Source organism: Bradyrhizobium sp. USDA 4452 (assembly GCF_054063575.1).
In genome coordinates, this window is the sequence record NZ_JBSSGK010000001.1 from 2,540,823 (window position 1) to 2,552,970 (window position 12,148).

Genomic DNA, 12,148 nt, shown 5'->3' on the forward strand with positions numbered 1-12,148 from the left:
AGACTGATCCCGGGGGCGCCGCCGGTTGGCGTGAAGGACGTGCGTGGAACAAGATCTTGGCGAGAAGGCTCAGGCGAGCAAGACCAGTCCGCCGGGCAGTGTGCGGGCGTGAATGCCGAATGCCCGCTCGATCTGCACCAAGGCCTCGTCGGGACGATCGATCCTGAAGCGGCCGTTGACGGGATTACGCCCTAACTGCGCATTCAGCAGCACGATGCGGCCGGATCGGTATCTATTCAGTTCCTGAATCAAATCCGTCAAAGGCATCATGTTGCAGATGATCAGACCCTGCTGCCAGGCAGCGGCAATCGACGGGTCGATCGCGACGACATCGCCAAATCCGCTGTCACCGTAGGTCACACACTGCCGGGATCTGAGGACCATCCGCTGTGTCCGATGCTCCACATGCGCCTCGTTCGCGAGGCAGGTGACACGGACGCCCGCCCCCTCAACGCGCATGTCGAACTGCGCTCCCGTCGACGTGGTTTTTCCACCCGCCGCGATCACACTGAATATCTCTGCGCGCCGATCGGCAACCTTGAAGGAGGCTTCGCCGGCGATCAGTTCGACCGCGCCGGACGCATCTCCCGATCCCAGCGAGATGCTGGTGCGCGTGTTCATCTGGACCACGACGCCGTCCACCACGGCCACCTCACGCTGCTCGCCGACGCCGGTGCGGTAATCAGCCCGCAGTTCGAACAGGGACGGCCACAGATCGAGTGGCGGGTGCACCACCATGATCCCGGCTGCCGTGGCCGCCAGCGCACCTCCCACCACCGCGCGGCGACTGAGGTTCGACGTTCTGCCGCCGGCGCGCGGTCCGAGGTTCGTCACTCTCTCGTCCGCGAGCAGGCTCCGACCGGCGGGCCCGAACGCCTTCCAGAAACGGCTGGCTTCGGAAAAAGCGGCCGCATGGGCTGGACTCTGGCTGCACCATCGCTGCAGCGCCGCCGCATCGGACGTCCTCGCCTCGCCGGACGTCAAGCGCCGAACCCAGGCGTGGGCTTCGCGCTCCAGCGCGGGAAGCTCGTCGTGATGTTGGTCGCTTTCAATCATCAACGTTGCATTTGCCGATCATCGTGAGGACTGCAGTTGCAGTCCGCTGCGGGCGAACCAGCGGCCCTCCCGCAACATAGACACTCCTGGGAAGCGCGAACCGCACAATTTTCTACTCCGAACGCTGGATTTTCTTGAAACGGGCAACGCAATGTTCCTGCGCCCTCCTCAATTCCTTTTCCACCAGGCTCAAGGAGATTCCGAAGCGCCGGGCAATTGCCTGCCTGGACAATCCTTCGAGCCGGGCGGCCAACAGGATAGCCCGCGGGCGCGGCGGCAGTTCGGCCATTACCCGCTTGAGCCTTTCGAGATCGGCGCGGGCAGAAATCACGCGCACGGCATCGGGCGCATCGTCGGCGAGATCAAGCAGCGCCTCGACCTCCCCCGTATTGAGGCGTCGGTTGTCGGCGCGCCGCTGATTCAGCGCGATATGGAAGGCAGATCGAAGCAGGTAGGCGGCCGGATTGTGGACGTCGCCAACGATCTCCCTGCCGTTCAGACGCAGATAGGTGTCCTGCAGGGCATCTTCCGCCCATTCCAGCGAACCCAGCCGACGTGCCAGGCGCGACTTCAAGTCCTGATAGCGCTCGATCAAGAGCGCCCGCAGCGTCCGCGAACTGTCGTTGTCCGCAGCGGGCTCATGATCGGGAGAGTTCGAGAACCTCTCGTCCTCACTCATCTTGTCGGCCGCCTTCAGCCCGCGGACAGTCGACGGTGCCGCCGGACGCTTGCGGCAGGATAACCATGGTGAAGGGTTGCGTCATCTGCGCAGGGGGAGCTTCACCTACGGCTACGCGAAGCGCTGCCTCCGCAATCGCAGCATCCCGTTGCGCATCGCCGGTCGTCCCTAAGAGCTTCACCCTCGTCACACTGCCAGAAGGTCCGACCCAAAAGCTGATTGCGGCCCGGTACGTGCCGGGCCTCGTCACACGCTGAGCGCACAAGGCATTGTTGAGCCGCTCCTGTAGCAGTGCCGAGTATCGCCGTTCAATAGCGCTCTGTTGTGACAAGGCCGCTTGCGCGATCGCCGATGGCGATCGTGTCACAGAAGTTTCATTCGGCGCCGGAACGACGACGATGGCATCGGATGCCGTGTAGTCTGCGACCAATCCGCTGCCTTTCAGAAGAAGCAGAATGGCTTGCTGAGGATAGAACTGGCCTTTCACCGGATTCGAAAGCCGTCCAACCGCAAGATTGCCATTGTAGGCGATGACGACGCCGGTCGTCTTGCCAAAGGCGTCGAGCGCCGACGCGAGCGGTTGCGAGGGAATGTCGAACCAGGCCTGACTCGCCGGCTGCGCCGACACTGCACAAGCCCAGAACATGCCTAGGGAGAAAAAGCCGCGGAACCAGAAACGCCATCGAAACGGCATGAGATGCAGACGTCATTTCCTAAATGGACTCGACCACCTCATAGCGTCTGCACGGGATTTGAACCACTCTCTGTTATGAGCCGGCTCCTGAATTGCGAAGAGTAACGGATCCGACATCCTCCGGCCGATTGGGTCGACACCGGTTTGGCGGACGGTCTGGGGAAGCGCGAGCTTCAGTTCAAGACCCGAAAAGCTCCCATCATACCGGCTGAACGTCGAGATTCGACCGCAACGGTTTCGTATCGGAGCCACGGCGGATGAAACGCCGCGAACACGATCGAACCGGACCAAGACGAAAGCAGATATCTGAGGAGTTGCAGCGCCGGCACCAAGGGAAGTTGCGCTGCATCCGTCCATCCCAAAGCGATAATGAGGCGCAGCTCGGCCGGCTTGAGGAAGCGCTAGCAGGGTGTCGGTGCGAGGCCGCCGAAGCATCAAAGGGCTCGTCGAGACCGTCACCGTCCCCCGAGATCCGCGCAGGCAGGCGGTGTAACCGTGCAGGTTGCGGGTCTGCTCGGCGCCCTGACGGAGGAAGAGGCTTATCCCAACCGCGTCAAAGAAGTGTGGGGGCAAAGGTGGTAGCGGGGGAGGGACTCGAACCCCCGACCCCAGGATTATGATTCCCGTGCTCTAACCAGCTGAGCTACCCCGCCACGGGTTCGCGATCGGCGGCATGCAAGCCGCGGGTGCGAACGCGCGGCATATAAAGAACGGTACGCGCGCCTGTCAAGCAAACCGGGGCGAGGCGGCAACTTATTGCAGGGAGAGGCTATTTCGGCCTCACCGCGGGGTCGCCGCCGGGGCTGCCGGGCGGCGGAATCACCGGCGTGTTGCCGCCTTGTGGGGTCGGCGCGCGCATTTCGGGGTCGATACCGGCCGGCGGGCACAACACCCCGTCGGATTTGGCGAGCTTGTCACCAAGCGGCTGGCCACCCTGCCCGGTTGTGGTTCCTTCCGGCACCGCAGCCCCCGGATGCGAAGGCTGCTGCGGCGCGCAATTCGCGGCGGCGCGCTGCGGCGCCGGCGGCGCGGTCTGGGCTGGCGGCGTGGCTGGCGTCGGCGGCGCCTGCGCGGCGGCAACGACGGGCGCCAGCATCAGGGCACAGGACAAAGCGAGCGTACGATTGATCCTCATGAGGGGAAAACCGGGACGATGCGCCGATGTTCCCTCGCAAAATCGCCGTAGCCTCACGATTTGCGGAAGCGGATCAGCGAGAAATGCCCCATCGGCGGCATCGGCCGGCGTTCCGCGAGGCTGACGCCGCCGTGCTTCGCGGCCCAGTTGGTCAGCCGCTCCCAGGGAAATTCCGGACGCCAGCCGAGCCGCCGCGCCAGCGGCGCGAAGGCGAGCTCGAAGATGCGGCGCGGGCCGCTCTCGGCGCCGATGTGATTGACCAGGATCAGTTCGCCACCCGGCTTCAGCACACGAATGAAATCATCGAGCGTCGCCTCGGGATCCGGCACCGCGGTGATGACGTATTGCGCGACCACCGCGTCGAAGAACCCGTCCGGAAATGCCAGGTTCTTGGCGTCCATCACCGCCAGCGTCTCGACATTGCTGAGCCCCAGCGCGCGCACGCGCTTCAGCGCCCGCCGCAGCATCGGCTCGGAAATGTCCACGCCGCACAGCTTTGTCGTGCGCGCATATTCCGAGAGCGACAGCCCGGTGCCGACGCCGACGTCGAGCACGCGTCCGCCGATCCGGTCGGCTTCCGCGATCGTCGACTGACGGCCCTGATCGAACACCTTGCCGAACACCAGATCGTAGATCGGCGCCCAGCGGCCATACGCCTTTTCGACCCCCTCGCGGTCGATGTCCCCAGCCATTCCCTGCCCCGAAGCTGCTTCTGTCTATCCTCGAACCGCTTCCGCGAGCGACGCCATCGCATCCCGCGTCGCGGCCCGCACGACGCGGCTCGCGCTGGCACTCCTGATGAAGCCACCGCCGAGCACACGCGCCTGTCCGGACGCCGCGTCGTAGAACACGCAGGCCTGGCCGGGCGATACGCCCTCCTCGCCGGCGACGAGCTCGACCTCATAGCCGGCGTCCGTGGCGCGCAACCATGCCGGTTGCGGCGCGCGCGTCGAACGCACGCGGACATAGATCTCGATACCCTCGCCGATCACGCGATCCAGCGCGCCATCACCGATCCAGTTGACGTCGCGCAGCGCGATGCGATCCATCCGCAACGCCTCGCGCGGCCCGACCACGACGCGGCGCGTCGCCGCATCGAGCTTGACCACATAAAGCGGGTGGCTTGATGCGATGCCGAGGCCCTTGCGCTGGCCGACGGTGAAATGAACGATGCCCTGGTGCTGGCCGATAACATTGCCGGCGAGATCGACGATGTCGCCCGGCGCGATCGCATTCGGCTTCAGCCGCCCGATGATGTCGGTGTAGCGGCCGGTCGGCACGAAGCAGATGTCCTGGCTGTCCTGCTTGTCGGCGACCTCGAGCTCGAAGCGCCGCGCCAGCTCGCGGGTCTGCGGCTTGGTCATGTCGCCGAGCGGGAAGCGCAGGAAGCCGAGCTGCTCGCGCGTGGTGGCGAACAGGAAATAGCTCTGGTCGCGATCGGCATCGGCCGCGCAGATCAGCGAGCGCGATCCGTCGGCGAGCCGGCGCGAGGCAACATAGTGTCCGGTGGCGAGCGCCTGCGCGCCGAGCTCGCGCGCGGTTGCGAGCAGATCGCGAAACTTGACCGAGCGGTTGCACTCGATGCACGGCACCGGGGTCTCGCCGAGCGCGTAGCTGTCGGCGAAATTGTCGATCACCGATTGCTTGAAGCGGCTTTCGTAATCGAGCACGTAATGCGGGATGCCGATCCGCTCCGCGACGTTGCGCGCATCGTGGATGTCGCGGCCAGCGCAGCAGGCGCCCTTGCGATGGGTCGCAGCGCCGTGGTCGTAGAGCTGCAGCGTGATCCCGACCACGTCGTAGCCCTGCGACTTCAACAGCGCAGCCGTCACCGACGAATCGACGCCGCCGGACATGGCAACGACGATCCGCGTGTCTCCAGGGCGGCCTTCAAGATCCAGACTGTTGAGCATCTCTAAGCGGTCATTGGTCACTGTCGCGGCGAAGTCATGCGCTCCGCGACGAAATTGGGAAAAGCCTTTGTCCAGAGAGCCTTGGAACGCGTCCAAGACCGGTTCGGTCGGTTCGGGACGCATCGAAGGCCACCTTTAATATAGGCCGTATTCCGGCGAGGCAATCCGGCGGAATCCGTAGCCGCCGTGCGCGGGGGGCAAATCTTGCCGCCGGGCAAAAACCGGGCCTGCCGGGAACCGGTTCCGGGCTCCGCGCGCGACCCTTAAACAATTGAAATAGCTGAATATTTATCACTACCGATGGTTGGCCCACTCCTTGCTGACAAAACACCGGAAGTCTCATTTGCGAGGGTTGGCGGTGGTCAGCGTGACGTCGGAAGCATTGGCAAGCCGGTCTTTTCAGGGCGCGACGCCGCGGTCGGCACGGCCAGATCCCGCCTCGCGGGCGGGGAACGACGGCTTTGCCTCGCTGGTCGACAGCAACACCGCGCCCACCAGCGACAACAACCGGTACGACCCGCAGCCAGCGCCCGCGCGCCGGTCCGACGACTCGACCTCGACGACCGATCCACGCTCCCGCGACACCAGCACGGCCCCCGACCGGGCGCCGCGGGATTCCGGCAGCTCGCGCGATGACAACAAGGTCGATAGCGACAGCGACGCGCCGCGCAAGACCAAGTCGAAATCGAAATCGGACGACTCGAAGTCGAGCACCGATACGCAATCCACCGGCGACAAGGCCACGACGCAAGCCGTGCCGGAGCCGGATCCGTCCAATGCGGCAGCGGCCAACGCCGTGGTTGCCGTTCCAGTTGCAACTGCAGCAGCCACCGACCCGACGGCGACGGCGACCCCGCCATCCGGCCAGCCGGCGGCACCGCTCGCAATCGCGGCTGCGGCTATCGCGGCAAGCTCGGCCATCGCTGGCCCTGCTGCCGCGGCCGGCAGCGGTGCGCCTGCCGGCGCCGACACCGCAACGGCGGCAACCACCGCGGCGAATGCCGACAAGGTCGCCAAGGCGGCCGGCGTCAAGACCGAGGGACAGGTCATCACGACGGATGCGGCAACGGTTTCAGGCGCAGCGACGGCGACCGGCGATGCGACCCTCGCCGCCACCGTCGCCGCCGGAACGCCGGCCACGAAGGCGACGACGCAAGCCAAGGCACAGGTGGCCGCAAAGGACGCGACCGCGACAACGCCAACTGGCCAGGACGGCGCGGCCCAGGGCAACAACGCGACCGCACAGGCTGCTCCAACGAACATTGTTCCCGCAGCCACGCAGCCGGCGGCTGTATCCGGCAAGGCGAAGGCCACAGCAGACGGCGCAGCGGATGCCATCAAGGCCGATACAGGCGGAGACGGCGACGCCGCGCCGACACCGCCGGTCGGTGGCCACGCGGCCGCGCAGGCCCAGCTCACGACGCCCGATCCCGGCGCACAGGCGCCGAATGCACTCCAGACGCAACTGCCGGCCAGCCAGACGACGCCGTCTGCGACCGCGCAATTGACCGTGACCAACGCGGCGCAAGCCGCCGTGCCGCTCAGCGGGCTTGCGATGCAGATCGCCGCCTCTGCCAAGAGCGGCAAGAGCCGCTTCGAGATCCGGCTCGACCCCGCCGAGCTCGGCCGCATCGATGTCCGCATCGATGTCGATCGCAACGGCCAGGTGACCTCGCATCTCACCGTCGAACGGCCGGAAACGCTGTCGATGCTGCGCCAGGACGCCAACCAGCTGCAGCGCGCGCTCGACAATGCCGGCCTGTCGACCGGCAATGGCGGATTGCAGTTCAGCCTGCGCGACCAGTCGCAGTCGGGCCAGAACAACAATGGCCAGTCCAATCCGAACGCCCATCGTTTGATCGTCACCGAGGAGGACAGCGTCCCCGCCGCAGCGGCAGGCCGCTCCTATGGCCGCCCAACCGGCGCTCTCGGCGGCGTCGATATCAGAGTGTAAGGAGTTCACCATGGCAGTCGATGCAACCATGCCGACGCCCGTTGTCTCGGCACCGGGCACCAGCAACGGAACCAGCTCGGGAAGCAGCACCGGCAGCGGCCTGACGACCTCGTCGCAGGGCATCGCCGACAATTTCCAGACCTTCCTGACGCTGCTCACGACCCAGTTGAAGAACCAGAACCCGCTCGATCCGCTCGACACCAACCAGTTCACCCAGCAGCTCGTGCAGTTCGCCGGCGTCGAGCAGCAGCTGAAGTCGAACGATCAGCTCAAGCAGCTGATCGCGATCGAGAAGAGCGCGCAATCGACCCAGGCGCTGGTCTATGTCGGCAACACCGTGGCCGTCGACGGCAGCAAGACCCAGTTCAACAAATCCGCGACCTGGAATCTGGTATCCCCGCAAGCCACCAGCGCCACCATCACGATCACGAGCGCGACCGGCCAGACCGCCTATTCCGGCAATTTCAACCTGAACCAAGGCAACGCCAGCTTCGTCTGGGACGGCAAGGGCACGGACGGCACGCAATGGCCGGCCGGCACCTACACGCTGACCGCGACAGGCAAGGATTCCAAGGGCAACCCGCTTGCGATCTCGACCGAGATTCAGGGCGTCGTCGACTCCGTCGACCTGACCGCTACCCCGCCGCTGCTCTCGATCGGCGGCCAGACCTACACCACCGATAAGATCAAGCGCGTGGTCCGCGGCGCGACGAGCAGCAGCAGCTAAGCAAAGGCGTCGCTGCATCCCGGCAATCCGGCGCTCGCCTCCGCGGGAATTGCGTGTGCGCTTCTGCGCGTCATGAGGCGCCGCATGCACGCCTGTCGTCCCTGCTTCGCAAGGACGACAGTGAATGGGGTGCGCGGCCTGTGATCCGCACCCCGCATTCTCGCGACATGATTTGTCCGAGCCTTGCGCTCCGTTCCGCCCTCTCCTCTCGCAAGAGGCACGGAAAAATCCTACCCGACACCCCCATGGGGGCGGCGCGCGGCATCGACAAATATCAATCAGCAATAAATTGCAACACGTCAGCTTCCTGTAAGCAAGCGGACGTTATCCTCATGTTCTGCAATTGAACGACGCTTCCGCCCTGAAACTCCGCAGCTGCCCAGGCTGCGCGCTTTGACCGCCGGCAAGAGTTAGCCAGTGACCCCGACACGCCCGATCCAGCCAGACCCCGCCCAGACCACGCCACGGCGTGCGGTGACACCTCACTCGCAGCTCGCCGAGACGATGACCGAGAATGCGCGCCTCAGAACCATCGCCATCACGGTTATGCTTGAAATCGCAGTGCTTCGGGAACGGCTGCCCCGGACTGCAGGCGAGTAACAGCGCGGCCGGAGTGAAATGACAAAGCGAGGCTATCTCGCCGCACTGACGGGCCTCGAACGCCAGTCTTGTTTGACAGGTCAGGCCTTTGCCGGCGGCGCGGCTGGCCCGATGACCTCACCGTCCCTTCGATCGATCTTCTTGGCGGGCACACGTCCTGATCACGCTTGCACGGCTCGGTTGGCCCCCCTTTGGGCAAGGCGAACGCCTCGCGGAGAATCGCCGAAGCGAATTCGGAACAAGCGATTGAAATGCGACACGTCCGAGAAGCCAACCTCGAGCGCAATATCGGAAATCCGCCGACGGCCGGCGTCCGACCCGGTCAGCAATTCGAGCGCCCGCTGGAGACGCAGTTCATTCAGGCGCTCGGTGAATGACGTTCCGGATGACGCCATCAGACGCTGGAGGTAGCGCGGCGAGATGCCCTGGCAGCGTGCGACCGTTTGAACGCTGAGCCCAGGGTCCTGGAAGTGTATCGTGATGTAGTCGAGGGCCGCATCGTGCCGCGCAGCCATGACGGCGCTCGCGCTACTCTCGCCCAGGGCAGGACACTCGTCGATCGCGAGTGCGACGAGATCGTGGATATGGGTCACGACCGTCTGACGAAGTTTCGGGGAAGTCAGTGCTCGCGCCTTGAGAACTGACTTCAGATAGGTCGCGAATAACCGGAATGCTTCCTTGCGGCGCCCAATCGGCTGCATGACCAGGCTTTCGATATCCGACACGCGCTGCTCGAGGTCCGCGCGCGGCACCGCCAGCCCGAATTGTAGTCCATCAACGTAGGTGACGATGGCTGGTTCGGAATGCAGGATAGCAATCGCATCGCCAGCACGAAGCTCGACGTCCCGACCGCACTGCGATAGCTGACTTCTACCGGGAGAGCAGAAAATGACGCCGACGGAATCATCACCATCGGCAAGACTCGCTTGCGAACGCTCAAAACGCATCGACGTGCCCCTTAGCGAGAGCATCCGCAGGCCCTGAACCGCCTGAAGCGATGCATGGGCCTCGATTGGAATATTCGACAGAGGCTCGATGTCAGCGTGCACCACGCATCGCCCAAAGTGCTCGCGCCAGAGAGGGAGACGAATGCGCTCCGGAAGGTCGCGCGTCGAAAATCGATACGATGCAAAATCGGCTGCGTCCGTAGGCATGGCGATCTCCAGCCTTCACAGAGCATCAGGATGAAATGCTGCGGCACACCATTTTCATGTCTGCATTTTGCAATTCACGCACCGGCGTTCTCTCGATCCGTGCGCGCAAGTCCAAGAAGGCATGCTACCGATCTGCTAGTCTGAATTGCCTGCGATCGATGCTGATGTGAACTGGTTCACCTGTCGGTCAGAATAATACGTTTATACTGGTCGCGAAAGTCACGGCCCTTATTTCTCCCTTAAGAGGAGACGGTCGTGATGGCTCTATCTGTAATTGCCGCCGCGGATTCATTGGACATCCCTGGCGGCGCGCTGGCGTAGAACAGCTGATGCCCCTGTTCGCAATTGATCCGGTTTACGGAGCCGCGGGCAGGTCATTTTTGAAAGATTGCCGATACCGATCTTATTTCGCCGCTTTGGCCAAACGCCAAGCAGAATTTGTCGGACATAAAATGCCTGCGGCACTATTGGCTTTTTGCCGCCGGTTGAAATGGTCGAAATCTGTCACGTGGGAAGTCAACCTCAGTGATCAGGAAGGCGTTCGATCATGTCCACTTTATTCGACATGCTTTATCACGAGTACTGTCGTGCCCGCCTCGCCGAAATGCGAAGGCAGCTTTTGATACCGCTCGTCGGCGAAGTCTTGCAGCCGCCGCCGGAAGACGGCGATCGTTCCGGGCCCTGTGATTGCGGCTGGCCGGCGAAAGCGCCGCCAACCCTCGGGTAGCCGGAGCGTCCAATCCCATGGCTTGGCCGGAGGCTAGTCCGGCACGCGCACGGCTTGGAGCATCCAAGCGTCCCATGGACCTGTGCCCGATGCGGCCGTGCGCATGACCGACGGATCGACAGATGCATGATCGAACCGACACCTCGAAGCGATTGATCGGCGATACTCCGCCGGAGTTCAGATCGACCGGCCGCGACCTGCGCATCGACGTCTGTCGCGGGATCGCGTTGTGGTGGATCTTTCTCGACCATGTTCCGAATAACGTCGGAAGCTGGCTGACGCTGCGCAATTACGGCTTCTGCGACGCCGCCGAGATATTCATGTTCATCTCGGGCGTGACGTGCGCGCTGGCCTACGGCCGAGCCCGTCAACGTGACGGCTGGAGAGGCGTGATCGGCCGTTCGTTGCGGCGCGGATGGGACATCTACGTCGCGTTCCTCCTGCTTACGCTCGCTTGCGCCGTCCTCGTCTACATCGCCGGCGGCGATCTTGCCGACGACAGCAATACGCGGGTTTTGTTCGAACGTCCGGGCGCGACGCTTGCGCACGCCGCGATTCTGCAATTCCGCCCGGTCAACACCGATGTCTTGCCGGTGTTCGTGATCTGTCACGTGATGTTCGCACCGTTGTTGTGGCTGCTGCTGCGCGCGCCAAACGTGACGCTTGCCCTTTCGTTGCTGCTTTATGCGCTGGTGCACATCCTCGGCTGGCACGTTGCTGCCTGGCCCGACGGCTTCTGGTTCTTCAATCCACTGGCATGGCAGTTTCTGATCGTGCTGGGCGCATGGTCCGTCATCGAGGGGAGAACAATCCGGGGATGGATGACATCGCGCCCCGCGCTGATCCTTTCCGCGCTCTTTCTGGCGACGATCCTCGTCCTGGCGCTCGGCCGGGACATCAAGGCGCTTCAGGCCGTGACGGACCTGGTCTTTCCATTGGACAAATCGAATCTGAGCCCGTTGCGGCTCCTGCATTTCCTGGCTCTTGCAGTCGTGACGTCATGGCTCGTCCCCGCGGGATGGCGAGGACTATCGACGCCGATCCTGCGCAGCGCGCGGTGGTGTGGCGAGAACTCGTTGCCGATCTATTGTCTCGGCGTTCTGCTCGCGCTGGCCAGCCAGCTCGATCTGCTCGACATCTCGAACCGGCCCTCGGTGCAGATCGCGCTCAGTCTCGTCGGCGTCTTGACGATGATCGCCGTCGCGGCGCTCCTGAACGCGCTCGGCGCCAAGCGCAAGCCCGCGGGGGTCGCAGTCGATCGGGACATTTCCGCCGCGGTTGCAGATCACAATGTTGGGGATCGCGCACGCAGGACCGTTCTCGATCCACAACTGAGAGCCGTCATCGCTCCATCGACGTATCGCCCTTGATCAAAATTGGACACGTGCCGGACATCGGCTGTTTGCCACGTTCAATCGTACGCGTTCGCGACGCAACCATTCCGTTCGAGCTTCGGTTTCTGCTCCGGCTGGACGCAACACGGAGGCAAGCCCATGAACGACCGCTCGG

General features: G+C 64.0%; 10 protein-coding genes and 1 tRNA gene. 3 read left to right on the top strand and 8 right to left on the bottom strand.

Translation table 11 applies throughout. From position 1 onward, the window contains the following. Positions 1-69 precede the first annotated feature (69 nt). From ACVISU_RS12105 to mnmA, 7 genes are all read right to left on the bottom strand, one after another. Entirely contained in the window at positions 70-1,056 is a 987-nt protein-coding gene (locus tag ACVISU_RS12105) for a FecR family protein (RefSeq protein ID WP_456707093.1), read from the bottom strand. Between the two features lie 112 nt (positions 1,057-1,168). Next, positions 1,169-1,735 carry an RNA polymerase sigma factor gene (locus ACVISU_RS12110; protein WP_083992023.1) on the bottom strand — a complete coding sequence of 189 codons (567 nt, stop codon included), beginning with the start codon at positions 1,733-1,735 and terminating at the stop codon, positions 1,169-1,171. Beyond that, positions 1,728-2,429, bottom strand: a complete 702-nt coding sequence (locus ACVISU_RS12115) for an energy transducer TonB (protein WP_456707094.1) — start codon at positions 2,427-2,429, stop codon at positions 1,728-1,730. The genes ACVISU_RS12110 and ACVISU_RS12115 overlap by 8 nt, the downstream gene beginning before the upstream one ends. A 576-nt stretch (positions 2,430-3,005) precedes the next feature. Next, a tRNA-Met gene (locus ACVISU_RS12120) sits at positions 3,006-3,082 on the bottom strand. A gap of 116 nt (positions 3,083-3,198) precedes the next feature. Then, positions 3,199-3,564 (bottom strand): hypothetical protein, encoded by a 366-nt coding sequence (locus ACVISU_RS12125; protein WP_456707095.1) that lies wholly within the window; start codon positions 3,562-3,564, stop codon positions 3,199-3,201. 53 nt (positions 3,565-3,617) lie between these two features. Next, a complete protein-coding gene (locus ACVISU_RS12130) occupies positions 3,618-4,256 on the bottom strand; it encodes a class I SAM-dependent methyltransferase (RefSeq protein WP_050402891.1) in 639 nt (212 codons plus the stop codon). Positions 4,257-4,280: 24 nt separating this feature from the next. Further along, positions 4,281-5,477, bottom strand: coding sequence for a tRNA 2-thiouridine(34) synthase MnmA (gene mnmA / locus ACVISU_RS12135; RefSeq protein ID WP_456707096.1), 1,197 nt, complete (start codon positions 5,475-5,477; stop codon positions 4,281-4,283). Positions 5,478-5,820: 343 nt separating this feature from the next. On the opposite strand from mnmA, the gene ACVISU_RS12140 reads away from it, so the two are divergent. Then, complete coding sequence (locus tag ACVISU_RS12140) at positions 5,821-7,431, top strand: flagellar hook-length control protein FliK (protein WP_456707097.1); 1,611 nt, start codon at positions 5,821-5,823, stop codon at positions 7,429-7,431. Between the two features lie 10 nt (positions 7,432-7,441). Continuing rightward, positions 7,442-8,158 (top strand): flagellar hook assembly protein FlgD, encoded by a 717-nt coding sequence (locus tag ACVISU_RS12145; protein WP_050402888.1) that lies wholly within the window; start codon positions 7,442-7,444, stop codon positions 8,156-8,158. A 761-nt stretch (positions 8,159-8,919) separates the two neighbouring features. On the opposite strand, the gene ACVISU_RS12150 is transcribed toward ACVISU_RS12145, so the two are convergent. After that, on the bottom strand, positions 8,920-9,912 hold the full coding sequence (locus tag ACVISU_RS12150; protein ID WP_456707098.1) for an AraC family transcriptional regulator: 993 nt from the start codon (positions 9,910-9,912) through the stop codon (positions 8,920-8,922). An 849-nt stretch (positions 9,913-10,761) separates the two neighbouring features. Between ACVISU_RS12150 and ACVISU_RS12155 the strand changes: the two genes are divergently transcribed. Beyond that, positions 10,762-12,009, top strand: a complete 1,248-nt coding sequence (locus ACVISU_RS12155; protein ID WP_456707099.1) for an OpgC family protein — start codon at positions 10,762-10,764, stop codon at positions 12,007-12,009. Positions 12,010-12,148 lie beyond the last annotated feature (139 nt).